Origin of the sequence: Streptomyces sp. NPDC051364 (assembly GCF_040682115.1) — a bacterium.
Taxonomy (GTDB): Bacteria; Actinomycetota; Actinomycetes; order Streptomycetales; family Streptomycetaceae; genus Streptomyces.
The window spans coordinates 1-24,875 of the sequence record NZ_JBFBAH010000005.1; the positions used below are offsets into that span (position 1 = coordinate 1).

The following is a 24,875-nucleotide window of genomic DNA, read 5'->3' on the forward strand; positions in this document are numbered from 1 at the left end:
GTAACACTTACTGGGGCTTTCCTCCGGGCTTCGTTCTTCGTTTCCGACTCTATCAGACTCTTTCGTGTCCGATTCCCGGTCGAAGCGGGGTTCGCTTTCCAGGTCTTCGCTTTCGCGTTTCCCTTTCCGGCGATGCCGACTCTATCAGAAGTCTTCCACCGGATTTCCCGGCTTCGAATTCCTGGATGAGGAGTCGACTGTGCCCCAGCGGAATTCAATTCCTTGGGGGCGAGAGAGACATTAGACGATCGATGCCGAACTTGTCCAGTTCGAGGCAACCGTCTAAATCTACCTCCCCACGGCGCCTGTGTCAACAGTCGCTGCGGGACGACGAGGAGACTAGCAGCTCAGCGGGGTCGTACGCACATCAGGCCGCGGTCGGCAGCGTGGCCGTCTGGTCGGCGGCCTCCACGTCGCCCGCCTCGCCGGCTCGCGACGCCCGGCCGCCCAGGACGTAGACGTACGCCACGAACGCCGCCTCGGCGACGACGCCGATCGCGATGCGGGCCCAGGTCGGGAGGCCGGAGGGGGTTACGAAGCCCTCGATCAGTCCCGATATGAACAGGACCACCGCCAGGCCTATCGCCATCCCCAGCGCGGCGCGGCCCTGCTCGGCGAGGGCGACGCGGCGGGTGCGGGGGCCCGGGTCGATGACCGTCCAGCCGAGGCGGAGGCCCGTGCCCGCGGCGACGAAGACCGCGGTCAGTTCGAGCAGGCCGTGCGGCAGGATCAGGCCGAGGAACACGTCCAAGCGGTCGGCCGAGGCCATCAGGCCGATGCCGGTTCCGAGGTTGAGCATGTTCAGGAAGAGGATCCAGAGCACCGGAATCCCCAGGAACGCGCCCAGGACCAGGCACATCGCGGCCGCCTGCGCGTTGTTCGTCCAGACCTGCGCGGCGAACGAACCCGCCGGGTTGCTCGAGTAGTACGTCTCGTACCCGCCACCCGGCTTCGTGAGCGCCTTCAGGTCGTCCGGGGCCGCGATGGCGCTCTGGACCTCCGGGTGGGTGGCTATCCACCAGCCCATGAGCACCGCGATCGCGACGGAGACCAGGGCCGTCGGTATCCACCAGTGGCGGCTGCGGTAGACCGCGGCCGGGAAGCCGACGGTGAAGAAGCGGGCCGCATCGCGCCAGCCACCGCGGCGGGCGCCGGTCACCGTGGCACGGGCGCGGGCGACGAGCTGGGTCAGCCGGCCCGTGAGCCTGGGGTCGGGGGCGCTGGACTGGATCAGGGAGAGGTGCGTGGAGGCCCGCTGGTAGAGCGCGACCAGCTCGTCCGCCTCGGCGCCCGTCAGTCGGCGGCCGCGGCCCAGCAGCTGTTCGAGGCGGTCCCATTCCGCCCGGTGGGCCGTCACGAAGACGTCGAGATCCATCCGGTTACCGCTCCCCTGCCCCAGGACCCTGCTTCTGCACACTCCTACCGTGGTCAGCTTGGCAGACTGGACGACCTAGGGGCGGGTCCGGTCACGGGAAAGGTGTGCAGGGTGAGCGATCTGGTGACGGGGGACGCGGTCGTCCTGGGTTTGCGGCCGGCGAGGCTGCCGAGCCGGGCGCTGGCGATCTTCCTCGACCTGCTCTTGTACCTCACCGGGTACCTGATCATCTCGATCGGGCTGACCTTCGCGACCGCCTCGCTGGACGTGGCAGCGCAGGCCGCGGTGTCGGTGGCGAGCTTCGTCCTGGTGCTGGTCGGCGTACCGATCGCGGTGGAGACGCTGTCCCACGGGCGCTCGCTCGGCAAGCTCGCCTGCGGGCTGCGGGTGGTGCGCGACGACGGCGGGCCGATCCGCTTCCGGCATGCGCTGGTGCGCGGGGCGATGGGGGTCGTGGAACTGCTGGGGACCTTCGGGGCCGTGGCCTGTATCGCGTCGCTGGTGTCGGCGCGGGGACGGCGGCTCGGGGACGTGTTCGCGGGGGCGCTGGTTGTCCGGGAGCGGGTGGCGGGGGCGCCGGTGATGCCCATGCCTCCGCCGCCGCCGTGGCTGGCCGGGCGGTTCTCCGGACTGGATCTGTCGGCCGTGCCGGACGGGCTGTGGCTGGCGATACGGCAGTACCTGACGCGGATGAACCAGCTGGACCCGCAGGTGGGCGCTGCGATGGCGGCGAAGCTCGCCGACGATCTGGTGGCGCGTACGGGGACGCCGCCGCCGGTGGGGGTGCCGGCTGCAGCGTTCCTGATGGCGGTGGTGCACGAGCGGCAGACCCGGGACGCGGCCCGCGCCTTCGGCACCGGTCCCGGTGCGCCCGGGGTGCCCGGGGCGGTGGCGGGCCTGCCCGGGATGCCTCCGGGGATGCCCCCCGCGTGGGGGCACCCGGCTCCCGGGGCGTCCGCACCCCAGGCCGTACCGCAGGCCGTACCGCACGCGGGTCAGCCGGCCCCGGTCCCGGGCGGAGCACCCGCAGTGCCCGCCGCCCCGGTGGTGGCGCCCGCTCCGGCGGCTCCCGTGCCGCCGCGGCCCGCGACCGGGTTCGCGCCCCCGGCGTGATCGCCCAGTGCCGCGTCACGGGCATCGAGGACGAGGCCCCGGCGCGGCCGGGCGTCGAGGAGCTCCGGGAGCTGATGCGGGACGAGAGCATCGGGGGCCAGGTGAGCATCGGCATCGTGCCGGAGGGCGGCGGGCACGTCGTCACCGGCGGGACCGGCTTCCCGGTCTCCGTCAGCCGCGCCCACCTGTGGTGCCCGGAGTTCGAGGAGTCCCTCGCCTGGTACGCGAAGGAGGCCGCGCCTTCGGCGACGTGCGCGGTCGAGTGGAGCCACCCGGACGAGGAGCACTGACGCGGGGCCAGGGCCACGGAGCCGGGCCGGGGAGTGCCGGGCCGCTTCAGTCCTCGGGGAAGGCCGAGGGCGGGGTCTCCAGGTGTTCGAGCTCGATGCCCGGGGCCGCGAGGACCACGTCCCCGGCCAGGTGGATCGTGTGGACCTCGCCGGTGTCCAGAGCCGTCACCCGGTACTCGTCCACCACGAGCGGCCCGCTGTCCGTCGCGTGCTCGGCGCGCCCCAGCAGCGCCCAGGCCTGGTCGACCGTACGGGGGGCCAGCACCGGGTCGGTGAGTGCGACGAGCCGGACCCGGGTGGCGGGTGCGCCGGGGGTCAGGCGCAGGAGGCGGGCCGTCGCGACGAGGAAGGCCGGCGAGGTGCCGGTGAAACCCGCGGCGGGGACGTTGCCCTCGGTGGCCTCGGTGCCGGTGGGGTCCGAGCGCACCCAGGTGACTCCGTCGATGGCGGCGCCGCGGACCTGCCAGCTGGAGGCGTTCACCTCGAGGCGGATGGGGCGGCCGAGTTCGTCGACCGCCAGGTCGACCGAGCCGCGGTGGTCGCCGTCCGGGCCGGTGAGCTGGGAGACGTAGCGCCAGCCGGAGGGGCCGGGGGCGCAGTGGAAGTGCTCCTCGCCGAGGGGGGTGTGGTCGTGCGGGTCGTGGAGCGAGTAGCGGCCGCGGGGCATCGTGTCGGTCCTTGCCTGAGTACGGGGCAGGCCCCCGGCATCTCCGCCGGGGGCCTGCGTGACGTGCTGTCGCTACCGCCGCGTGGGGATCAGTAGCGGTAGTGGTCCGGCTTGTACGGGCCCTCGATCTTGACGCCGATGTAGTCGGCCTGCTCCGGGCGGAGCGTCGTGAGCTTGACGCCGAGGGCGTCGAGGTGGAGGCGGGCGACCTTCTCGTCGAGGTGCTTGGGCAGCACGTAGACGTCGGTCGGGTACTCCTGCGGCTTGGTGAAGAGCTCGATCTGGGCCAGGGTCTGGTCCGCGAACGAGTTCGACATCACGAACGACGGGTGGCCGGTCGCGTTGCCCAGGTTCAGCAGACGGCCCTCGGAGAGCACGATCAGGACCTTGCCGTCGGGGAACTTCCAGGTGTGAACCTGCGGCTTGACCTCGTCCTTGACGATGCCCTCGATCTTGGCCAGGCCGGCCATGTCGATCTCGTTGTCGAAGTGGCCGATGTTGCCCACGATCGCCTGGTGCTTCATCTTGGCCATGTCCGAGGCCATGATGATGTCCTTGTTGCCCGTGGTCGTGATGAAGATGTCCGCCGTCTCGACGACGTCGTCCAGCGTCGCGACCTGGAATCCGTCCATCGCCGCCTGCAGCGCGCAGATCGGGTCGATCTCGGTGACGATGACGCGCGCGCCCTGGCCGCGAAGGGACTCGGCGCAGCCCTTGCCGACGTCGCCGTAGCCGAAGACGACCGCGACCTTGCCGCCGATGAGGACGTCGGTGGCGCGGTTGATGCCGTCGATGAGGGAGTGGCGGCAGCCGTACTTGTTGTCGAACTTCGACTTCGTCACGGCGTCGTTGACGTTGATCGCCGGGAACAGCAGCGCGCCCTCGGCCATCATCTCGTACAGGCGGTGGACACCGGTGGTGGTCTCCTCGGTGACACCGCGGATCTCGGACGCGAGCTGCGTCCACTTCTGCGGGGTCTCGCCGAGGGTGCGGTTCAGCAGGGTGAGGATGTAGCCGTACTCCTCGGAGTCCGCCGTGGACGGGTCCGGGGCGGAGCCGACCTTCTCGAACTCGACGCCCTTGTGCACGAGGAGGGTGGCGTCACCACCGTCGTCGAGGATCATGTTCGGGCCGCCGGTGGGGGTGTTCGGCCAGGTCAGCGCCTGCTCCGTGCACCACCAGTACTCCTCCAGCGTCTCGCCCTTCCAGGCGTAGACGGGGACGCCCTGCGGGTTCTCCGGGGTGCCGTTCGGGCCGACGGCGATGGCGGCGGCCGCGTGGTCCTGGGTGGAGAAGATGTTGCAGGAGGCCCAGCGGACGTCGGCGCCGAGGGCGACCAGGGTCTCGATCAGGACGGCCGTCTGCACGGTCATGTGCAGGGAGCCGGTGATGCGGGCGCCGGCCAGCGGCTGGGCCTCGGCGTACTCGCGGCGGATCGACATCAGGCCGGGCATCTCGTGCTCGGCCAGGGTGATCTCCTTGCGGCCGAAGGCGGCAAGGGAAAGGTCTGCGACCTTGAAGTCCATGGGTGCTGCTCCTCATGGTTCGAGAGGGTGGGTACGGCTGAGCCGCGCATCGCCTGTGGGGACGGTGCACGGAGCACTCAGTCCGTCGGGGGCCCTCTCTCCCCTCGGCCGGTCGCGAGGACCGCCCGACCGCCATCAGCAGCGACGCCTGACACTGATGACGAATCTACACCGATCGGCGGAGCGCGCCCCAGTGGGCAGGGGAAGAAGTCGCTGCTTGGGCGGCCGTATCGACGGCCGGACGAACGGCCGCGCAAACAGGGGCCGTCGGCGGGCGATATTCAGGTCTTCGGTCTTTTGAACCGCCCCCAGCCTGTTGGACGATGCCGGAGGATCACTCGTATGCGCGTGGACGTGAAGGAGATTTCAGTGACCGCTCCGGCCGACTCTCCCGGTGACGGGACCGCAGGCGGGCGCAAGCGCCCGAAGCTGCTCGCCGTCACCGCGTGCCCCACCGGGATCGCGCACACGTACATGGCCGCGGAGAAGCTCCGGCAGGCCGCCGCGCGCCTCGGCGTCGACATGAAGGTGGAGACGCAGGGCTCCATCGGGGCCGAGAACGTGCTCTCTGACAACGATGTCAGAGAGGCGGACGGGATCATCATCGCCGCGGACAAGGAGGTCGACCGCGAGCGGTTCGCCGGCAAGCGGGTGCTGTCCACCGGCGTCGCCGACGGCATCCGCCGGCCCGAGGAGCTGATCGAGCGCGTGCAGAGCGCGCCGGTGCAGGAGGGTACGGCGGCCCCCGCGGCGGGCGGGGGCGGCGGCAAGGAGCGCAGCCTCGCGTACAAGGCCCTGATGAACGGCGTCAGTTACGTGATTCCGTTCGTGGTGGTCGGCGGTCTGCTGATCGCCGTCTCGCTCGCGCTGGGCGGGCACGCCACGTCCGAGGGGTACGTGATCCCCGAGGGCACCTTCTGGGCCCACGTGAACGCCATCGGCGGCATCGGCTTCCAGCTGATGATCCCGATCCTGTCCGGCTACATCGCGTACGCCATCGGCGACCGGCCGGCGCTCGTGCCCGGCATGATCGGTGGTTTCATCGCGAACACCGGGGCGCTGTACGACTCGAAGGCGGGCGCGGGCTTCATCGGCGCCATCGTGACGGGCTTCCTGGCCGGCCATCTCGTCCGGTGGATCAAGAAGGTCAAGGTCCCCAAGGCCGTCCGGCCGATCATGCCGATCATCGTGATCCCGATCGTCGCGACGACGACGCTGGGCCTGTTCTTCGTCTACGTCATCGGCAAGCCGATCTCCTGGGTGTTCGAAAACCTGACGAGCCGGCTGTCGGACATGGCCGGGACCAGCGCGGTCCTGCTCGGCGCGATCCTCGGCCTGATGATCGCCTTCGACATGGGCGGCCCGGTCAACAAGACGGCGTTCCTCTTCGGTACGGGGCTCATCGCCTCCGGGAACTACGCGGTCATGGGCATGTGCGCGGCGGCCATTCCGGTCATGCCGCTGGGCCAGGGCCTGGCTACGGTGCTGCGCCGCAAGCTGTACTCCGACCAGGAGCGCGAGACCGGTATGGCGGCGCTGTTCATGGGGATGTTCGGCATCTCGGAGGGCGCGATCCCGTTCGCGGCGGCGCGGCCGGCGATCGTCATCCCGGCGAACATGCTCGGTGGTGCGGTGGCCGGTGCGATCGCCGGTGTGGCGGGCGTGGGCGACCACGTGCCGCACGGCGGTCCGGTCGTGGCGGCGCTGGGTGCGGTCAGCGGCGTGGGCTGGTTCCTCGTCGCGGTCGTGGCCGGCACCGTGGTCACCGCCCTGACCACCAACGCGCTCATCGGCCTCAAGGAACGCCGGGGCGAGGCCGCCGCCGTGGCGGCCGCTGTGCCGCCCCCGGCCCCCGAGCCGGTGCTCGCCGGGGTCGGCGCGGGTAGGGGTACGGGCACAGGGACCGCGACGGCTACCGCAGCCGCTGCCGTTCCGGCCGGCGGATCGACAGCGGCTGCGGATGCGGCTGCGGCTGCGCCCGAGGTGCTCTCCGGGTACGTGACCGGGCAGACCGTAAAGACGGCGCTGGCGTCCGGCACGAAGGAGGCGGCCATCCGCGAGATGGCCGAGATGCTGGCCGCGACCGGCAACGTCCGGGACGTGGACGAGCTCGTGCGGGTCGCCCTCGCCCGGGAGGCGCAGGGCACGACGGGTCTCGGCGAGTCCATCGCGATCCCGCACGCCAAGACGGACGCGGTGGCGCGGCCCACGGTGGGCTTCGCCCGGTCCGACGCGGGCATCGAGTGGGGCTCGCTCGACGGGACGAAGGCCCGGCTGGTCTTCATGATCTCGGTGCCGGAGGCCGCCGCCGGCGACGAGCACCTGCGGATCCTGGCGCTGCTGTCCCGCAAGCTCATGGACTCGGACTTCCGGGACCGGCTGCAGTCCGCCCCGGACGGCCCGGCGATTCTGGACGTGCTCCGCGAGATCCGGTAGCCCTTACGATCTCCTGCGCACGTACAGCAGTTCGGCGAGGGGACACGCACATGGAGCGCAAGCCGGGGCGCAGACTCGGGATCTGGGCAGTGGCGCTGCTGGTGCTCGGCGCGGTGACGGCCGTCGGGGTGACGGTGGTGACCGCCGTCTTCGTTAGGGACGGGTACGTGACCCGCTCCGTCCCGAGCGAGTCGATGGTCCCGACGTACCGGCCCGGGGACAGGGCCTACTTCACGGTCGTCGACGGGAGCGGCGGGAGCGGCGGGAACGCGGCGAACGGCATCCGGCGCGGCGACATCGCCCTGATCTCGGCTCCGGCCTGGGTTCCGTCGGGGGACATCCTGAAGCGGGTGGTGGCCCTCGGCGGCGACCGGATCTCGTACAGGACGGGTGAGCCCACGCTGAGGCTCAACGGCGTGCCGCTCGACGAGCCGTACCTGAAGGACCGGGGCACGCCGGCGACGCGCCCCTTCGATGTGACCGTGCCCGAGGGGCGGATGTTCGTGATGGGCGACAACCGCGGCAATTCGAACGACTCGCACGTGCAGCTCTCCGACCACAACGGGACCCTGCCGGTCTCCGCGGTCCGGGGCAAGGCCGTCGCGGCGCCCGTGAGCTTCCGGGCGGCCGGCGTGGCGAGCCTCCTGGGGACCGTCCTGTTCCTCGTCGGCGGCGGGCTGGGCATCGCGGCCCTCGTGGCGCGCAAGCGGGCACGCCGGGTGCCGCAGGTGCAGCAGGTGGGCGCGGTCCACTGGTAGCGCCTGCTCGCCCGTCCATACGCAGGAAGGCCCCAGCGGCGCAGATGCGCCGCGGGGGCCTTCCTGCGTACAGGGGCCGCGTCAGGCCTTGGCGGAGGTGTCCGACTCCGCGCGGTAGATGTCCGGCTCCAGGTAGATCACGCGGGCGATCGGGACCGCCTCGCGGATCCGGGCCTCGGCGGCGTTGATGGCGTCCGCCACCTGCGTCGCGGTGTCGTTGCCCTCGACCGCGATCTTTGCGGCGACCAGGAGCTCCTCCGGGCCGAGATGGAGGGTCCGCATGTGGATGACGCGGGTGACGACGTCGCCGTCGACGAGCGCAGCCTTGATCTTCTCGATGTCCTCCGTGCCCGCGGCCTCGCCGAGCAGCAGTGACTTGGTCTCGGCGGCCAGCACGACCGCGATGACGAGCAGCAGGGTGCCGATGCAGAGGGTGCCGATGCCGTCCCAGACGCCGTCGCCCGTCGCGAGCGCGAGGCCGACGCCGCCGAGGGCGAGGACCAGACCGACGAGTGCGCCGAAGTCCTCCAGCAGGACCACCGGAAGCTCGGGGGCCTTGGCGCGCCTGATGAACTGACTCCACGTGAGCGTGCCGCGGATCTCGTTCGACTCCTTGATCGCCGTACGGAAGGAGAAGCTCTCGGCGATGACGGCGAAGACGAGCACGCCGATCGGCCAGTACCAGGCCTCGATGGGGTGCGGGTGCTGGACCTTCTCGACGCCCTCGTAGATGGCGAACATGCCGCCGACGGTGAAGAGCACGATGGAGACGAGGAAGGCGTAGATGTAGCGTTCGCGCCCGTACCCGAAGGGGTGTTGCGGTGTCGCCTCGCGCTGGGCCTTCTTTCCGCCGAGGAGCAGCAGCCCCTGGTTCCCGGAGTCGGCCAGCGAGTGGACGCTTTCCGCGAGCATCGACGACGAGCCGCTGAAGACGAAGGCCACGAACTTGGCTACAGCGATGGCGAGATTGGCGGCGAGTGCCGCCACGATCGCCCTGGTACCGCCCGACGCGCTCATGGGTTTCCGGAGTCCCTTCCTCTGTACGGCGCCCCTGCCCGGGGCGCCGCGCTACGGCGGCACATTGTTGCAGCAGTAGCCCCGGACGCCACGTCAGAGGGCGACGGTGGCGCGGAAGATCGTACCGATTCCGGACAGTTCGACCTTTTCGCCTGCCGGGACGAAGACCGACTCTCCGGGGGACAACGTCACTTCGCCGGCCTTCGGACGGCCCGCCGTGCAGAGCAGGATCTGCGGGGCGTCGTCCGGGAGGGTGTGCGGGGCCGCGCCGGCGGCCAGGGCGAAGCGGGAGAGGCGGAATTCGTCGATGGGGCACTCGTAGACCTCCTCGCCGTTGCCCTCCGGGCGCTGCACGGCCGGGTCGCCGGGCTCGAACCGCACGATCTTCAGGAGCTCGGGCACGTCCACGTGCTTGGGGGTGAGTCCGGCGCGCAGCACGTTGTCGGAGTTGGCCAGCAGCTCCACGCCGAGGCCGTCGAGGTAGGCGTGCGGGACGCCCGCGCCGAGGAACATGGCCTCGCCCGGCTGGAGTCGGACGTGGTTGAGGAGCATGGCCGCGATCACGCCCGGGTCGCCCGGGAAGTGGTGCACGAGCGAGGCGTACGGCGCGTACGGGCCCCCGAGGCGTTCGATCGCGGCGCCCGCCTCGGCCACCGTACGGGCCATCTCGGCGCGGTCCGCGGTCAGTACGGCGGTGAGCATCTCGCGCAGGGCCGCCTCCTCCGGGTGGGCCCGGAGGAGGTCGACGTACGGCACGAGGGAGTTGACGCCGAGGCCCGCGAGCAGGTCGGCGGCCTCCAGCGGCGGGCGGAAGCCGCACAGGCCGTCGAAGTGCGTGAGCGCGCAGATCATCTCGGGCTTGTGGTTGGGGTCCTTGTAGTTGCGGGAGGCCGCGTCGACGTGGATCCCGCGGCGCTCCTCGTCGGCGTAGCCCTCCTTCGCCTGCGCGAGGTCGGGGTGGACCTGGAGGGAGAGCGGGGCCCCGGCCGCGAGGATCTTGAGGAGGAAGGGCAGCCGGGGGCCGAACCTGGCGACGGCGGCCGCGCCGAGCTCGCGCTCGGGGTCGGCGGCGATGACGTCCGCGAGGGTGGTCTCGCCGGCGCCGCGGTCGAGGCGGGACGGGGCGCCCGGGTGCGCGCCCATCCACATCTCGGCCTGGGGCTCCCCGGTGGGTGCCACGCCGAGGAGCTCGGGGATCGCGGTGGTCGATCCCCAGGCGTAGGGGCGGATCGTGTTCGTCAGGCGGTCCATCTTCGTCCGTCTTCCTGGATGAAGGGCCGGCACGGTGGTGTGCTCAGCCGTGTCCCCTGGTCGCCAGCGCCAGGTAGGCGGTGGCGAAATCCGTGACGGCGAGGAGTTCGGCGAGCTGTTCCAGTTCGCTGCCTTCCTCTGGTTCGAGCTCGCTGATGGCCGTGTCGTGGCTGAGGGCGAGCTCGCGCGCGGCCGGGGCGGCGGTGAGGCCGCCCGTGGGCCGGTCGCGCAGCAGGACGATGCGGGCACGGAGGGCCTGGGGCTCCTCCACCCGGTCACGGAAGAAGTCTCCGGGATCGGCGCCGGCGGCGAAGGAGCCGGCGAGCAGGACCCCGTGGGCGGGCAGCGCCTCGGGGAGGTCGGCGGCCAGTGCGGGGCGGCCGGCGAGTTCGGCGAGCGTGGCGGCGAAGCGGCGGCCGGCGGGGCCCGCGCCGGCGCCCTCGCTCCAGATGAGCGGGAGGGTGTCGGCGAGCTCGGCGGCGAGGGTCTTGGCCGGGTTGGAGTACGTGGCGATGGCCGGTCCGCAGCGCTCGGCGGTGCGGTCGAGCCGGTCGGCGACGCCCTGGAGGGTGTCCGGGGCGGCGGTGATCAGCCCGACCTTGTCGAGGAGCAGCAGCAGCGGGATCAGCAGGGCCCACAGGGCGCCGGGTCCGGCCGCGGCGGATTCGTCGTACTCCTGGTACGGGGCCTTGGCCATCGGTACGAGGAGCCCGTGCGCGCCGTCCACGGCCTCGCTCAGCGGGGAGCGCTCGGGCGCGACGGCGACGACGGTGCAGCCGCGCCGGTAGGCCTGCTCGGCGAGGACGGCGAGCCCGGGTTCGGTGCCGTCGGTGGTGGCGATGAGCAGCAGGTCGACGGAGCCGGCCCAGCCGGGCAGTGCCCAGCGCAGGGCGCCGGCGGCGTGTGCGACGCCGGTGGGGTGCAGGCGGGTGACGGGTGCGGAGGCTCCGGCGAGGGCGCCGAGCAGGTCGGCGACGCCGGTGGCGGCGGTGCCGGGGCCTGCGATGAGGACGGCGCGGGGCCGGCCGTCGGGGCGCAGGTCGCCGAGGCCTGCCTCGGTCGCGTGCCGGGCTGCGGTACGGACTCTGGCCCCGGCCTCGGCGGCGCCGCGGAGCAGGCCGCGGCGGTCGGCGCGGGCGAGTTCGTCCGGTGCGTCGAGGAGCGACTCGTCGAGCATTGCGGCCTCCGGCTGACAGCTGGTTCAGAAGGGCGGGCGACTCGGTTGCTCGGGCGCCCGGCGCTGCGACGGGCGCCCCGTGGTGGCAGAAGGGCGGGCGACTCGGTTGCTCGGGCGCCCGGCGCTGCGACGGGCGCCCCGTGGTGCCTGTGCGGTGCCCGCGCAGCCTGGGGCTGGACGCCCCGAGTGCCGGGCGGCGGCTCAGGCGGGGCGGCGGGCCTCGTCGATGAGGAGCACCGGGATGCCGTCGCGGACGGGGTAGGCGAGGCCGCAGTCCCGGCCGGTGCAGATCAGCTCGGGAGCCGCTTCGTCGGCCGACTTGTCCTCGAGGGGCGAGTGGCAGGCGGGGCAGGCGAGGATCTCCAGAAGGCCGGCTTCGAGCGGCATGGGGCGGTTCCCTTCGAACATGCGGATTGGGCGAGGTCAGCGTACCGCCGGGCCGCACGTCGCGCGGCCCGGCGGTGACACGGTGTTGTGAGAGGCGACCTAGGCGCGGACGAGGGCGAGGACCTCGTCGCGGACCTTGACGAGGGTCGCGGGGTCGCGGGCTTCGACGTTGAGGCGCAGCAGCGGCTCGGTGTTGGAGGCGCGCAGGTTGAACCACCAGTCGGCGGAGCTGGCGGTCAGGCCGTCGAGCTCGTCGAGGGTGATGCCCTCGGCGGTGCCGTACGCGTCCTTGACGGCGGCGAGCCGGCCGGCCTGGTCGGCGACGGTGGAGTTGATCTCGCCGGAGCCCTCGTAGCGGTCGTAGGAGGCGACCAGGTCGGAGAGCGGGCCGTCCTGGCCGCCGAGGGCCGCGAGGACGTGGAGCGCGGCGAGCATGCCGGTGTCCGCGTTCCAGAAGTCCTTGAAGTAGTAGTGCGCGGAGTGCTCACCGCCGAAGATGGCGCCGGACTTGGCCATCTCCTCCTTGATGAAGGAGTGGCCGACGCGGGTGCGGACGGGGGTGCCGCCGTGCTCGCGGACGACCTCCGGGACGGACCAGGAGGTGATCAGGTTGTGGATCACGATGCCGGTGCCGCCGTTGCGGGCCAGCTCGCGGGCCGCGACCAGGGCGGTGACGGCGGACGGGGAGACGCCCTCGCCACGCTCGTCGACGACGAAGCAGCGGTCGGCGTCGCCGTCGAAGGCCAGGCCGAGGTCGGCGCCCTCGGCCTTCACGCGGGCCTGGAGGTCGACGATGTTCTTCGGGTCGAGGGGGTTGGCCTCGTGGTTCGGGAAGGTGCCGTCCAGCTCGAAGTACATCGGGACGACGTCGAGGGGCAGGCCCTCGAAGACGGTCGGGACGGTGTGGCCGCCCATCCCGTTGCCGGCGTCCACGACCACCTTCAGCGGGCGGATGCTGCTGAGGTCGACGAGGGACTTGAGGTGCTCGGCGTACCCGGCGAGGGTGTCCTGCTCGGTGACCGTGCCCGGGAGGGTGCCGTCGGCGACGGCCGGGGCGCCCTGGTCGGACCACTTCTCGACGAGCTCGCGGATGGCGGAGAGGCCGGTGTCCTGGCCGACGGGGGCGGCTCCGGCCCGGCAGAGCTTGATGCCGTTGTAGCGGGCCGGGTTGTGCGAGGCCGTGAACATCGCGCCGGGCAGGTCCAGCGTGCCGGAGGCGTAGTACAGCTGGTCGGTGGAGCACAGCCCGATCAGGGTGACGTCGACGCCGCGGGCGGCGGCGCCGCGGGCAAAGGCGCCGGACAGGGCGGGCGAGGAGGGCCGCATGTCGTGGCCGACGACGATCGCCGTGGCGCCGGTGACCTCGACGAAGGCGGCACCGAACAGCTCGGCCAGCGACTCGTCCCACTCGTCCGGTACGACACCACGTACGTCGTACGCCTTGACGATGTTCGAAAGATCTGCGGCCACTGCCTGCCCTCCTGAGGTGCTGTGCGTGGGGCAAACCTACCCTGCACGGAGAGCGACTTTTCAGACCATGTGTATGTCAGGAGTCGGGCGAACGCAGGACGCGCAGGTGTCCTCGGCGGGTCTCCCCGGTGTTGCCGCCGCCGCTGCCCTGCCGGGTTCCGCCGGCCTCGGCGGCGCGGTCGTGGGGGCGGGCCGCTTCGCGGACGGCGTTGGCCAGGGCTTCGAGGTCGTCGCCGCTCGGGCGGGACGGCGCCGAGCCGTCGGTGAGGCGCACGACGTCCCAGCCGCGCGGGGCGGTCAGGCGCTCGGAGTGCTCGGCGCACAGGTCGTAGCAGTGGGGTTCCGCGTAGGTGGCGAGCGGGCCGAGAACTGCGGTCGAATCGGCGTAGACGTACGTCAGTGTCGCGACGGCAGGGCGGCCGCACGCAGTGCGCGAACAGCGACGTACAAGGCTCACGACGTTGGACGGTACCGCACTCTTGACCGGGCCGCGACGACTCTCCCGTGGGCCACTCCCCCGTGTCGTGCCTGCGGCGGGGCGCGGCGGGTCCGGAAACCCCCGGGTGGGAGGGGTTGCGGGGGCTACGCTGCGGGGGTGACGGACAGCCCCCTGCCCCCCGGCCCGCCCCGCCCTGCCGAGCCTCCCGCCGAGCCGCGGCCCCGCCGTCGCGACCGGCACGGGCGCGGGATGCGCGGGCCGCTGGCCCCGCCGCAGGTGCCGCTGTCGGCGAGCCGGGCGGAGCTGTTCGGGGACCTCGTGCGGGACTCGGTCGAGCGGCTGGAGCGGCGCTGGCCGCAGCTGGCGGAGGTGGAGTTCGTGGTCGCGGACGTCCCCGGGCCGCCGGGCGGTCCGGACGCCGGCTGGAACGACGAGGCGGTGCCGCTCGGGGCGCTGTCGGAGGCGGCGGGGACGGGGCGGCCGGCGCGGGTCGTGGTGTTCCGGCGGCCGGTGGAGATCCGCACGAAGAGCCGGGACGAACGGGCGCTGCTCGTGCACGAGATCGTGGTGGAGCAGGTGGCCGAGCTGCTGGGGCTGTCCCCGGAGACGGTGGACCCGCGGTACGGCCAGGACTGACGGGCCGTACCGCAGGCGCGAATCGCCGGGCCTAGTCGTGGCCTAGTCGTGGCCTAGTCGGTCAGGACCGTGAGGTCCTGGGTGGCCTTGGGGACCGAGACCATCGCGTGGTCGTACGACAGCGGCTGGATCGTGAACATCGGGGTGCCCTCGTGGGGCAGGGTCAGGGTGCGGGCCGCGTACACGGGGCCGCCGGAGACGGTCTCGACCGTCAGCGCGTAGGCGCCCTTGGCCCCGGCCGGGGCCAGTGACACCGTCTGCGTCGTGCCCGCCTTGACCGTGACCTCCTTCGAGGCCGGCTCCCCTGCCTCGGTGCCCGGCGAGGCCGTCACCTTCACCTTCGCGTCGGTTCCGCCCGCCGCCGTCAGCGAGAGCACCGTCGCGTTCTCGTCGGCCCGGTTGTCGGCGACCGTGGCGCGCGTCCCCACCGGCCCGGTCGCGGGGACGAAGCCCAGTTCCTGCTTGGCGCCGCTGCCGCGGACCACGCGGACGGCCGCCACCACCGGCACGGCCTTCTTGTCGTTCGCCGGGGCCAGCAGGAGCGAGCCCGCCTCACCGCGGGTCACGTCCTTCAGGTCGAGGCTCGTCGTCATGCCGCCCTTGAGGTGCAGCTGCTCGTTGCCCGCCGGGCTGATCGAGCCGTTCGGCCCGGCCAGCTTGACGGTGAGGTCCGCGTCCTCCTCGCCCGGCGCGAAGGCGACCAGCCGTACGGAGGTGGCGTCCGTCGGGATCCCGGGCAGCACCAGCGAGCCCGCCGGGTCGGTGGAGGCCGGCAGCCAGTCGGCGCCCACCCCCTCCTCGCCGACCTGCACGGAGGCGCCGACCCGGCCCGCCCGGGTCGTCACATGGGCGGTGACGTCCGCGAGCTGGGCGCCGGGGGCGAGGGAGGCCAGCGAGACGGACTTGGTGGACTTGGGGTCGATCCGGATGTTCTCGCCGGTGCCGCCCTCGGACTTGACCGCCCCGTCCGGGCCGAACATCTTGATGTCGATCACGGCCGCGGTGTCGTCCGGGTTGGTGAGGTGCACGTAGTCCTCGCGCCCCTTGGCCGTACTCGCGCCGGGGAACCAGAAGTCGGTGCCGGGCGCGGTGCAGCCGACGCCGAGGACGCCGCGCGCCCGGCCGACCGAGACCTTCGTGGTCTGCTGCGCGGTCCAGCCGGGGGCCAGGATCCCGTCGGCGACACCCACCAGTGCGGGCGCCTCCGCGCCGGAGGCGGCGGCCCCGGCCGGCTTGCCGCGCTCCTTGAGCTCGAGCACCGGCTTGGCCTCCTTGGTCGCGCCGAGGAGGCGGGCCGTGCCCTTGCCGCCCCCGGCGGCGCCGGGGGTGATCGCCGTGTACGTGGTCTCCGCGATGTCCGAGGAGCTGGGCGCCGGGCAGACCAGCGCGGACCGCTCCACCGGCATCCGGGCCGCGGCCGCCGTCCGGTCGTCGGCGGCCGGGGCGGCGGGGGCGGTGAGGTATCCGACGCCGGTGACGGCCGCCAGGGCCGCGGCCACCGCCGCCAGCGTCAGGGGTGCGCGCTGCTTCACTGCTGGGGGCTCCCGTCCGGACGCGGGTCGTGCTGTCCGTAGGTGTCGTACGGCTGCTCGTACGGCGGGTAGGGGTACGGCTGCTGCTGAGGCTGCTGCGGGTACCCCTGCGGGTCGTCGTAGCCCTGCTGCGGGTAGGGGTACTGCTCGTGCTCCGGGGCCTGGGCGGGCGCCGGCACGTACGGCTGCTGGGGCTGCTGGTCGTACGCGTAGCTCTGGTCGCCGTAGGCCTGGTAGGCGTACGTCTCCTTCCCGTACACCGGCTGCGCCGGGATCTCCGCGTACGGATCGGCGACCGCGCCCGAGGGCTCCTCGGCGGCGGCCGTCGCGGCAGCCGCGGACTCCGCCTCGGCGCGCAGCCGGCGGGCCCGGCGGCCCTCTCCGGCCTCGCCCGCGGCGGACCCGTAGGCGGCCTCCGCCTCCTCCTCGGGCAGGTCGTCGTCGAGGCTCGTCCGGCGGCCGGGCAGGGCCATCACGAGCAGCACGAGCGCGAGCAGGCCCTGGGCCCAGTGCCAGGCGGTCCGGGTCAGCGCGTCCTCGTGGACGAGGTCGAGGCGGCCGCCGGCGGCGGGCAGTTCGAAGCCTTGTGCCCAGCCGTCGAGGGTCTTGGGCTTGAGGGGCTTTCCGTCGAGGGTGGCCTGCCAGCCGGGGGCGGCCCGGTCTGCGATACGCAACACTCGACCGGCACCGCCCGCCTCGCCCGCCGGGATCTTGGTGTGGGCCTCGACGGGGCCGGAGGCGACCGGGATGGGGGCCTCGCCCGGCTTGCCGGAGACGATGGCGGCGCGGGCGACCTGGCGGTCCACGCGCCACAGGGCGCTGCCGTCGAGCTGGCTGAGGCGGCTGAGGCCAGGGGTGGCGTCGAGGACCTTGCGCATCTGCTGCGGGGCCCCGTCGCGGACCAGGATGTAGCGGATGGCGAAGCCGCTGAGCTGGTCGGTCTGGTCGGCGCCGGAGCCGGCGACGAGGCTGGAGACGACCTTGTCGAGCTGGGGGCTGCTGCCGGCCGCGGCGGCGAGTTCGGCGTCGCCGAGGCGGCCGCCGGAGCCGCGGACCAGGGTGTAGGAGACGGTGGCGGGCGAGGTACCGCCGAGGACGAGGGTGCGGGCCTGGTCGCGGGTGCCGCTCTCCTCGGCGACGAACGCGGGGACCTGGACCGGGTCGCGCCGCTCCAGCGGGCCGTCGGCGCCGCTGATCATCCAGCCGGCGGCGCCGAGCAGCGGGCCGGCGACGGCGCCGAGCGCGATCAGCGCGGCCAGCGGCTGGCGCCAGCCGAAGCTGCTGGCGGCGACGCGTTCCTTGGCCCCCTCGGCGCCGACGGCGGCGGCCGCGAGGAGGGCCAGTCCGTAGACGAGGGTGGCGGGCCCGGCCCAGCCGCTCCGGTTGACCACGACGGCCAGGAGCAGGGCGGCCAGGGCGGCGGCCCAGGCGGTGCGGACGGCGAACCGGCGCTCGGCGCGCAGCAGGGCGGCCAGGGCGGCGAGGACGATGCCGATGAGCAGCAGGCCGCCGGCGGTACGGGGGCCGCCGGGGCTGATGCCGAGGAGGTCCAGGGCGGTGGCCGAGCCGGATCCGTACGGCAGGCCGGCCTCGTGCAGGAGCCGGCCGGGGTGCATGAGCAGGGTCAGGGACCAGGGGGCGAGCACGAGGAGCGGGACGGCGAGGGTGGCCGGCAGCCGCAGGCCGTACGTCTTCCACTCGGCGCGGCGCAGCACGAGGGCGGCGGTGCCGAGGACGGCGGCCAGCAGCCACACGACGGGGGTGAAGGCGGTGGCCAGGGTCAGCAGGAGGGTGTACGTCCACACCGGGCGCCGGCTGCCCCGGTCGCCTTCGGCTCCTCCGAACCCGAAGGCGGCGACCGCCGAGCGGGCGATGAGCGGGAGCAGGATCGCGAGGACTGCGGTGCCGAGGCGGCCGCCGGCGAGGGCGCCGGTGACGGCGGGCAGGAAGGCGTAGGCGACGGCGGCCCAGGCGCGCAGCAGCCGGGAGTCGACGAGCGGCCGGGAGGCGAAGTAGGCGGTGAGCCCGGCGAGCGGGACCGAGCAGACCAGCAGCAGGGTCAGCGCCGCGCTGGTGGAGCCGAACAGCAGGGTGGCGAAGGCGCCGAGGACGGCGAGGTACGGGGGCGCTCCGGCGGTGGAGCCGGCGGCGACGGGCTGCCAGTCGTCGGTGTAGCTGCGCCAGAGGGCGAGCCCGCTGTCGGGGGCGGGCAGCAGGGCGCCGCCCATGAGGGAGCCGCCGCCGAGCAGGGCGCGGCAGGCGATGACGGAGACGAGCAGGAGGAGGGCGAAGAGGACGGGCGCGGGGTTGCGGGCGATCCGCTTGAGGCGCGCGAACTGTTCGATCTCGAGGTAGTCGGCGTCGTCGCCGCCGGGGCCGGACTCGACGGCTCCGCCGTGCCGGCCGATGGCGGCCGTGTCGGTGTCGCGGTCGCCGCCGAAGTACCCGGCGAGCTGTTCGGCGTTGGCCCGCAGGCTCGCGCCGGGCGGCGGGAACAGGGGGCGCAGTTCCTTGGCGGGGACGGCGGGGCGGCCCCGTCTGCGGCGGGCGCCGAGGATCCGGCCGGGGCGCAGCAGGGTGGCGAGGAGGCCGGTGATCTCGTCGACGGCCTGCCCGGGGGCCTTCCCGACGAGGTAGGCGAGGGTGCGGAGCACGGTGCCGACGAGGAGGCGCAGCAGGACGTACGGCAGGGCGCGGCCGGAGCTGTTGGCGAGCACCGTGTAGACGGCGCCGGCCTTGTCCACGCGGTGCGGGCTGGCGCTCGTACGTCCGGCGCAGTCGACGGTGCGGCGTTCGCGGGCGGAGGCCTCGGCGTGCCGCAGGACGGCGTCGGGGGCGACGAGGACGGTGTGGCCGGCGCTCTGGGCGCGCCAGCAGAGGTCGACGTCGTCGCGCATGAGGGGCAGGCGGCGGTCGAAGCCGCCGAGGGCCTCGTACACGTCGCGGCGCACGAGCATGCCGGCGGTGGAGACGGACAGGACGGGGCGGACCTGGTCGTGCTGGCCCTGGTCCTGTTCGCGGCGGTCGAGGCCGGTCCAGCGGCGGCCGCTGCGGGCGATGGTGACGCCGGCTTCGAGGAGCTGCTTCTTGTCGTACCAGCCGCGCAGCTTGGGGCCGATGACTGCGGCGTCGGGGTTGTCCTCGGCGACGCGCAGCAGTTCGGTGAGGGCGTCGGGCTCGGGGGCGCTGTCGTCGTGGAGCAGCCAGAGCCACTGGACGGGTTCGCCGTGGGGAAGTTCGGGGAGGTCGTAGGCGTCGTCGCGCCAGGTGCGGCTGACGGGGTCCCAGCCGCTGGGGCGCTTGAGGTACGGGAGGTCTTCGGGGCTCAGGGTGCCGGCGGTGCGGGCGGCTTCGTCGACGGCGGCGCCGAAGCCGGTGCGGCGGGCGAGGTGGAGGACGCGGTCCTCGCCGAGGGCCTCGCCGAGCAGGCGCGCGGATTCGTCGGCGCTGCCGGTGTCGGCGGCGACATGGCTCTGCGCAGGGCGTTCCTGGCCGAGGAGGCCGGCGAGCGTCCTGGGCAGCCAGCGGGCGCCGTCGTGGGTGACGAGGACCGCGGTGACCACGTGCCGGGGGAACTCGGGTGTGGCGGCAGCCTGGTGGGAGGCCGTCGACTGGCTGTGCAGGGACATCGCTCTACTGGCCCTCCGGCCTGGGGGTCCCCCCGGACGCGGTCCGGGGAGTGGGTCCGGGGGTGGTTGTGCTCCCGGAGGCTGCTGGACAGCGCCCCACACTAACGGCTGGGAACACAGCGGTCCGCCTCCTGCGGGGAAGGTGCAGGAGGCGGACCGTTTGCTCTGCTCATTGCTTTGTTCTGAAGCTTTGTTCCGGAGCGTGTTCTGCGTACCGACCGGTGTTGCCCAGTGTTGCGCTGTGTTGCTCCGTGTTGCGCTGCGTACTCAGACGGCTGCTTTTTTCAGCCGTCGGCGTTCGCGCTCGGACAGGCCGCCCCAGATGCCGAATCGCTCGTCGTTGGCGAGGGCGTACTCGAGGCATTCGGAGCGGACTTCGCAGGCGAGGCAGACCTTTTTGGCCTCGCGGGTGGAGCCGCCCTTCTCGGGAAAGAAGGACTCGGGGTCGGTCTGGGCGCAAAGAGCGCGCTCCTGCCATCCGAGCTCTTCGTCCGCCTCCTCGACCAGCAGTTCCTGAAACAGCTCGGTCATGTGCGCCCCTCGCTCTGTCTGTGCGTCCCCGTGGTGGTGCCGTTACTGATCGCTACGTAACGACACGAGTGAAATTACAAGTGGGCCGCTCCAGCGCAGTCAAGCCGAGATCTGCTATTGGGCCCCTTATTCACTCTGCGGAACCAAGCGTATGCAGAAAGTGTTCATATCGCCAAAAATCGTGACACATGCCACTGGCGCCCCACTGTGCCCCTGTTCACCCGCAATCGACGTGCCACTCCGCGGTGTGGTTGCGATCAAGCCAAAGAAGCGGCACGGATCACATTCCGGTCACGGAGCGGCGTGTCGTCGTCCGGGCGGTTCGGCGGGCTCCGGCGTGACGTGGAGCGCCACCTCCCCTGCATCGGTATGCACAAACCTTTCTCCGAGCACAGCAACCGGATCAGATGAAACTTTCGCGACAAACGAGGCATTGGGTTGACAGTCCGGCCCCCGACCCGGTCTCCTTGTTCCCATGTCAGTGACCTCAGCAGCCACCCGGACCCCCATTCGTGGGTTCCTGTGCGCTGCCCAGGTTCGCTGTTGCTGTTGCTGCTGTTGATGCCTTCGGAGCCCCGGCTCCCCTGAGCTCCGGCCACCCCCACAGCGACCGCCAGCACGACTGACATCCATCGAGGACTCCCCGATGAACACCACTCCCGTATCCGTCGAGAGCGACCTCCAGATCGCCGGCGACATCCTCTCCGTCCAGCACCTCCTGCAGCCCGCCCGCGAGCACCCGGCCACCGTCGCCGAGTTCGCCGGCCTCGCGCGCACCATCGCCGCGAACCGCGCCGAGTGGGGGCACCTGGTCGAGTACGACGCCACCACCCGCTGGTACCACCGGCTGCGCACGGGCCCCGGCTACGAGGTCTGGCTGCTCAGCTGGGTCCCCGGCCAGGGCAGCGGCCTGCACGACCACGGCTCCTCCTCCGGCGTCCTGACCGTCCTCGACGGCGAGCTCACCGAGCACGGCCCGCGCGGACCGCTCGCCCTCGGCGCCGGCTCCCAGCGCGTCTTCGCCCCCGGGTACGCCCACGAAGTCGTCAACGACGGCCTCGACGGAGCGGTCAGCCTGCACGTCTACTTCCCGGGCCTGACCGAGATGCCGATGCACAACTGCTCCCCGGCCCGGCCCGAGGCCCTTTCCGTCTGACGCGACCGGACCACGTCCGACCTGGCCGGGCCGCGCCTGACAGACTGCGCTGCATGCGCATTGTTGTTCTGGCCGGCGGCATCGGCGGCGCCCGTTTCCTCCGCGGACTCAAGTCGGCGGTTCCCGACGCGGACATCACGGTCATCGGCAACACCGGTGACGACATTCACCTGTTCGGGCTGAAGGTGTGCCCCGATCTGGACACGGTGATGTACACCCTCGGCGGTGGCATCAACGAGGACCAGGGCTGGGGCCGCACCGACGAGTCCTTCACCGTCAAGGAGGAGCTCGCGGCGTACGGGGTCGGACCCACCTGGTTCGGCCTCGGCGACCGCGACTTCGCCACCCACATCGTCCGTACGCAGATGCTCGGCGCGGGCTACCCGCTGAGCGCCGTCACCGAGGCGCTCTGCGACCGCTGGCAGCCCGGGGTCCGGCTGCTGCCCATGTCCGACGACCGTGTCGAGACCCACGTCGCCGTGAACGACCCCGACACCGGCGAACGCCGCGTCATCCACTTCCAGGAGTACTGGGTCCGGCTGCGCGCCTCGCTCGACGCCGAGGCCGTCGTACCCGTCGGCGCCGAGCAGGCCAAGCCCGCTCCCGGCGTGCTCGAGGCCGTCGCGGCCGCCGACCTGATCGTCCTCCCGCCGTCCAACCCGGTCGTCTCGGTCGGCACCATCCTCGCCGTTCCCGGCATCCGCGAGGCCGTGGCCACTGCCGGGGCGCCCGTCGTCGGCCTCTCCCCCATCGTCGGGGGCGCGCCCGTGCGCGGGATGGCCGACAAGGTGCTCGCCGCCGTCGGCGTCGAGTCCACCGCCGCAGCCGTCGCCCTGCACTACGGGAGCGACCTGCTCGACGGCTGGCTCGTGGACACCTCCGACGCGGACGCGGTCGCCGAGGTGGAGGCCGCCGGGATCGCCTGCCGCGCGGTGCCGCTGATGATGACCGACCTGGCCGCCACCGCCGCGATGGCGCGCGCCGCGCTGGAGCTCGCGGAGGCTTCCCGGTGAGCGTCCCCTCCGTTCCCTCCGTTCCCTCCGTTCCCTCGTATCCCTCGTACGAGGTGCGCGCCGTCGCCGGGATCCCGGAGGTCCGCCCCGGCGACGACCTCGCGCGGCTCATCGCTGCGGCCGGGCCGGGGCTGCGGGACGGGGACGTCCTGCTGGTCACCTCGAAGATCGTCTCCAAGGCGGAGGGCCGGATCGTCCGCGCCGATTCCCGCGAGGACGCCATAGACGCGGAGACCGTACGGGTCGTCGCGCGCCGGGGCCCGCTGCGGATCGTCGAGAACCGGCAGGGGCTGGTCATGGCGGCGGCCGGCGTCGACGCCTCGAACACCGAGCCGGGCACGGTGCTGCTGCTGCCCGAGGACCCCGACGCCTCGGCCGCCGCGATCCGCGCCGGCCTGCGCGAGCTGCTGTCCGTCGACGTGGGCGTCATCGTGACCGACACCTTCGGGCGGCCGTGGCGCACCGGGCTCACGGACGTGGCGATCGGCTCGGCCGGGGTGCGGGTCCTGGACGACCTGCGCGGCGGTACGGACACCCACGGCAATCCGCTGAGCGCGACGATAGTGGCCACGGCGGACGAGCTGGCCGCGGCCGGAGACCTGGTCAAGGGCAAGGCGGCCGGGCTGCCGGTGGCGGTCGTACGCGGACTGGGGCACGTACTGGGCGAGGGTTCGGCGGCGGCCGACCTGGTGCGCTCGCCGGCCGACGACATGTTCCGGCTGGGCACCTCGGAGGCGGTACGGGAAGCCGTGACGCAGCGCCGTACGGTACGGGCCTTCACGGCGGAGCCGGTGGACCCGGGCGCGGTCCGCCGGGCGGTGGCGGCGGCCGTGACGGCCCCGGCGCCGCACCACACGACGCCGTGGCGGTTCGTCCTGCTCGAGTCGGCGGCGGCGCGGCTGGAGCTGCTGGACGCGATGCGGGACGCGTGGGTCGAGGACCTGCGGCGGGACGGCAAGTCCGAGGAGTCCATCGCCAAGCGGGTGCGGCGCGGGGACGTGCTGCGCCAGGCCCCGTACCTGGTGGTGCCGTGCATGGTGACGGACGGCGCGCACGACTACGGGCACGCCCGGCGCGATGCGGCGGAGCGGGAGATGTTCGTGGTCGCGATGGGCGCGGGCGTGCAGAACTTCCTCGTCGCGCTGGCCGGGGAGCGGCTGGGCTCGGCGTGGGTGTCCTCGACGATGTTCTGCCGGGACGTGGTGCGCAAGGTGCTCGGGCTGCCGCAGGGCTGGGACCCGATGGGCACGGTGGCCGTGGGCCACGCGGCCGAGGCCCCCCGGGAGCGGCCGGCGCGGTCGGCGGACGAATTCATCGAGGTCCGGTAGCGGGCGGCCGGTCAGAGCTTCCCGATGTCCGTCTTCCGCATCCTCGGGGCGCGGCGGGGCGGCGCGTGGCCCGCGAGGAGGATCAGGCGGGCCGCGCGGTGGCGCTGGCCGGCGTACGGGGCGAGCAGCTCCAGCATGGCGGCGTCGTCGGCGTCCCGGTTCCCGGCGAGGGCGTAGCCGATGATGCCGGGCAGGTGCAGGTCACCGGTGGTGACCGCGTCGGCGGCGCCGTTGCTGCGCTGGAGGGTCTCGGCGGAGGTCCACGGGCCGATGCCGGGTACGGCCTCCAGCCGGGCGGCGGCCTGCGGGAGCTCCATCGCGGCGGCCTCCTCCAGCCGGTTCGCCACACGGGCGCAGCGGACGATCGCGGCAGAGCGCTTGGCGTCGACGCCGGCCTTGTGCCAGTCCCAGGACGGGATCAGCGCCCAGGTCCGGGCGCCGGGCATGACGTACAGGCCCTGCGGGCCGTGCTCGGGGCCGGGAGCGGGCTCCCCGTACTGGCACACCAGGCGCCGCCAGGCGCGGTACGCCTCGTCGGCGGTGACCTTCTGCTCCAGGACGGTCGGGATCAGGGACTCCAGGACCAGTCCGGTACGGGTGAGGCGCAGGCCGGGGCGGCGGCGGTGGCTGGCGTGCAGGAGGCGGTGGCGGGGGACGAAGGCGGCGGGGTCGTCGCCGTCGCCGAGGAGGGCGGGGAGGCCGTCGAGCATCCACTCGGCGCCGGGGCCCCAGGCCTCTGCTTCGGCGGTACCGGTGCCTTGGCTCAGTGCCACGCGGAGGGTGGCCGGGCCCTGGGGGGTGCGGGTGGTCTTCCAGACGGAGCCGTCGGGGGTGGTGCGGAAGGTGGGGTCGCCGGGGCCGCGTCTGAGCGGGCCGAGCGTGAGCCCGAGGTCGACGACCCCCGCGGGGGTCCAGGTTCGGGCCAGGGCCCGGGCCCCGGTCGTGGCGGGCCCGGTTTCGACGCCGGGCCCGGCGGTGGCTGCGGCTGCCGCTGCCGCTGCCGCTGCGGGCACGGTGGTGCGGCCGCCGCGGACGGCGGTGCGGGTGAGGGGGTCGAAGCGGCCGGCCATGCCATTGAGCGTAGCCCTGCGGGGCCGGTCCCCCACCCGCCGTTCCAGCTTTCCCCGGGCTCCGCCCGGACCCC

At 73.1% G+C, this 24,875-nt stretch carries 21 protein-coding genes; 8 read left to right on the forward strand and 13 right to left on the reverse strand.

The window, feature by feature from the left end:
• Positions 1 to 367 precede the first annotated feature (367 nt).
• On the reverse strand, positions 368 to 1,375 hold the full coding sequence (locus tag AB0M76_RS12085) for a stage II sporulation protein M (RefSeq protein WP_365952781.1): 1,008 nt from the start codon (positions 1,373 to 1,375) through the stop codon (positions 368 to 370).
• Between the two features lie 111 nt (positions 1,376 to 1,486).
• On the opposite strand from AB0M76_RS12085, the gene AB0M76_RS12090 reads away from it, so the two are divergent.
• Together AB0M76_RS12090 and AB0M76_RS12095 are read left to right on the forward strand one after the other, a co-directional pair.
• The gene (locus AB0M76_RS12090; RefSeq protein ID WP_365952782.1) at positions 1,487 to 2,488 is read left to right on the forward strand and encodes an RDD family protein; all 1,002 of its coding nucleotides are present in this window, start codon (positions 1,487 to 1,489) and stop codon (positions 2,486 to 2,488) included.
• Complete coding sequence (locus AB0M76_RS12095; RefSeq protein ID WP_365952783.1) at positions 2,485 to 2,778, forward strand: hypothetical protein; 294 nt, start codon at positions 2,485 to 2,487, stop codon at positions 2,776 to 2,778. The genes AB0M76_RS12090 and AB0M76_RS12095 overlap by 4 nt, the downstream gene beginning before the upstream one ends.
• 46 nt (positions 2,779 to 2,824) lie before the next feature.
• Here the strand turns inward: AB0M76_RS12095 and AB0M76_RS12100 are convergent, their stop codons facing one another.
• Complete coding sequence (locus tag AB0M76_RS12100; protein WP_365952784.1) at positions 2,825 to 3,445, reverse strand: hypothetical protein; 621 nt, start codon at positions 3,443 to 3,445, stop codon at positions 2,825 to 2,827.
• A gap of 89 nt (positions 3,446 to 3,534) precedes the next feature.
• Positions 3,535 to 4,971 carry an adenosylhomocysteinase gene (gene ahcY / locus AB0M76_RS12105; RefSeq protein ID WP_365952785.1) on the reverse strand — a complete coding sequence of 479 codons (1,437 nt, stop codon included), beginning with the start codon at positions 4,969 to 4,971 and terminating at the stop codon, positions 3,535 to 3,537.
• Between the two features lie 342 nt (positions 4,972 to 5,313).
• Between ahcY and AB0M76_RS12110 the strand changes: the two genes are divergently transcribed.
• The gene (locus AB0M76_RS12110) at positions 5,314 to 7,407 is read left to right on the forward strand and encodes a fructose-specific PTS transporter subunit EIIC (RefSeq protein ID WP_365952786.1); all 2,094 of its coding nucleotides are present in this window, start codon (positions 5,314 to 5,316) and stop codon (positions 7,405 to 7,407) included.
• 50 nt (positions 7,408 to 7,457) lie between these two features.
• Positions 7,458 to 8,165: a signal peptidase I gene (gene lepB / locus AB0M76_RS12115; RefSeq protein ID WP_365952787.1), complete on the forward strand. Its 708-nt coding sequence runs from the start codon at positions 7,458 to 7,460 to the stop codon at positions 8,163 to 8,165.
• 81 nt (positions 8,166 to 8,246) lie between these two features.
• Here the strand turns inward: lepB and AB0M76_RS12120 are convergent, their stop codons facing one another.
• From AB0M76_RS12120 to AB0M76_RS12145, 6 genes are all read right to left on the reverse strand, one after another.
• Positions 8,247 to 9,182, reverse strand: a complete 936-nt coding sequence (locus tag AB0M76_RS12120) for a cation diffusion facilitator family transporter (RefSeq protein ID WP_365952788.1) — start codon at positions 9,180 to 9,182, stop codon at positions 8,247 to 8,249.
• 93 nt (positions 9,183 to 9,275) lie between these two features.
• Positions 9,276 to 10,433 carry a mannose-6-phosphate isomerase, class I gene (gene manA, locus AB0M76_RS12125; RefSeq protein ID WP_365952789.1) on the reverse strand — a complete coding sequence of 386 codons (1,158 nt, stop codon included), beginning with the start codon at positions 10,431 to 10,433 and terminating at the stop codon, positions 9,276 to 9,278.
• Between the two features lie 43 nt (positions 10,434 to 10,476).
• Positions 10,477 to 11,610, reverse strand: coding sequence for an SIS domain-containing protein (locus AB0M76_RS12130; protein ID WP_365952790.1), 1,134 nt, complete (start codon positions 11,608 to 11,610; stop codon positions 10,477 to 10,479).
• Between the two features lie 201 nt (positions 11,611 to 11,811).
• Complete coding sequence (locus AB0M76_RS12135; protein ID WP_266666493.1) at positions 11,812 to 11,997, reverse strand: Trm112 family protein; 186 nt, start codon at positions 11,995 to 11,997, stop codon at positions 11,812 to 11,814.
• Positions 11,998 to 12,096: 99 nt separating this feature from the next.
• Positions 12,097 to 13,467, reverse strand: a complete 1,371-nt coding sequence (locus AB0M76_RS12140) for a phosphomannomutase/phosphoglucomutase (RefSeq protein WP_365952791.1) — start codon at positions 13,465 to 13,467, stop codon at positions 12,097 to 12,099.
• Between the two features lie 76 nt (positions 13,468 to 13,543).
• Positions 13,544 to 13,924, reverse strand: a complete 381-nt coding sequence (locus tag AB0M76_RS12145) for a DUF3499 domain-containing protein (protein ID WP_266666489.1) — start codon at positions 13,922 to 13,924, stop codon at positions 13,544 to 13,546.
• Between the two features lie 138 nt (positions 13,925 to 14,062).
• Between AB0M76_RS12145 and AB0M76_RS12150 the strand changes: the two genes are divergently transcribed.
• The gene (locus AB0M76_RS12150; RefSeq protein ID WP_266666487.1) at positions 14,063 to 14,542 is read left to right on the forward strand and encodes a metallopeptidase family protein; all 480 of its coding nucleotides are present in this window, start codon (positions 14,063 to 14,065) and stop codon (positions 14,540 to 14,542) included.
• A gap of 53 nt (positions 14,543 to 14,595) precedes the next feature.
• Here AB0M76_RS12150 and AB0M76_RS12155 read toward each other — a convergent pair whose 3' ends face one another.
• The 3 genes from AB0M76_RS12155 to AB0M76_RS12165 all read right to left on the reverse strand — a co-directional run bounded on the left by AB0M76_RS12155 (position 14,596) and on the right by AB0M76_RS12165 (position 20,234).
• Positions 14,596 to 16,074: a DUF5719 family protein gene (locus AB0M76_RS12155; protein WP_365952792.1), complete on the reverse strand. Its 1,479-nt coding sequence runs from the start codon at positions 16,072 to 16,074 to the stop codon at positions 14,596 to 14,598.
• On the reverse strand, positions 16,071 to 19,703 hold the full coding sequence (locus AB0M76_RS12160; RefSeq protein ID WP_365952793.1) for a glycosyltransferase family 2 protein: 3,633 nt from the start codon (positions 19,701 to 19,703) through the stop codon (positions 16,071 to 16,073). The genes AB0M76_RS12155 and AB0M76_RS12160 overlap by 4 nt, the downstream gene beginning before the upstream one ends.
• Positions 19,704 to 19,970: 267 nt before the next feature.
• The gene (locus AB0M76_RS12165) at positions 19,971 to 20,234 is read right to left on the reverse strand and encodes a WhiB family transcriptional regulator (protein WP_003983763.1); all 264 of its coding nucleotides are present in this window, start codon (positions 20,232 to 20,234) and stop codon (positions 19,971 to 19,973) included.
• 646 nt (positions 20,235 to 20,880) lie between these two features.
• Between AB0M76_RS12165 and AB0M76_RS12170 the strand changes: the two genes are divergently transcribed.
• From AB0M76_RS12170 to AB0M76_RS12180, 3 genes are read left to right on the forward strand one after another with little or no spacing between them, the layout of a single operon-like run.
• Positions 20,881 to 21,390 (forward strand): cysteine dioxygenase family protein, encoded by a 510-nt coding sequence (locus tag AB0M76_RS12170; RefSeq protein ID WP_365952794.1) that lies wholly within the window; start codon positions 20,881 to 20,883, stop codon positions 21,388 to 21,390.
• Between the two features lie 53 nt (positions 21,391 to 21,443).
• Positions 21,444 to 22,403, forward strand: a complete 960-nt coding sequence (gene cofD, locus AB0M76_RS12175) for a 2-phospho-L-lactate transferase (protein ID WP_365952795.1) — start codon at positions 21,444 to 21,446, stop codon at positions 22,401 to 22,403.
• The gene (locus tag AB0M76_RS12180; RefSeq protein ID WP_365952796.1) at positions 22,400 to 23,731 is read left to right on the forward strand and encodes a coenzyme F420-0:L-glutamate ligase; all 1,332 of its coding nucleotides are present in this window, start codon (positions 22,400 to 22,402) and stop codon (positions 23,729 to 23,731) included. The genes cofD and AB0M76_RS12180 overlap by 4 nt, the downstream gene beginning before the upstream one ends.
• Before the next feature lie 11 nt (positions 23,732 to 23,742).
• On the opposite strand, the gene AB0M76_RS12185 is transcribed toward AB0M76_RS12180, so the two are convergent.
• Positions 23,743 to 24,801 carry a DNA-3-methyladenine glycosylase 2 family protein gene (locus AB0M76_RS12185; protein WP_365952797.1) on the reverse strand — a complete coding sequence of 353 codons (1,059 nt, stop codon included), beginning with the start codon at positions 24,799 to 24,801 and terminating at the stop codon, positions 23,743 to 23,745.
• Positions 24,802 to 24,875 lie beyond the last annotated feature (74 nt).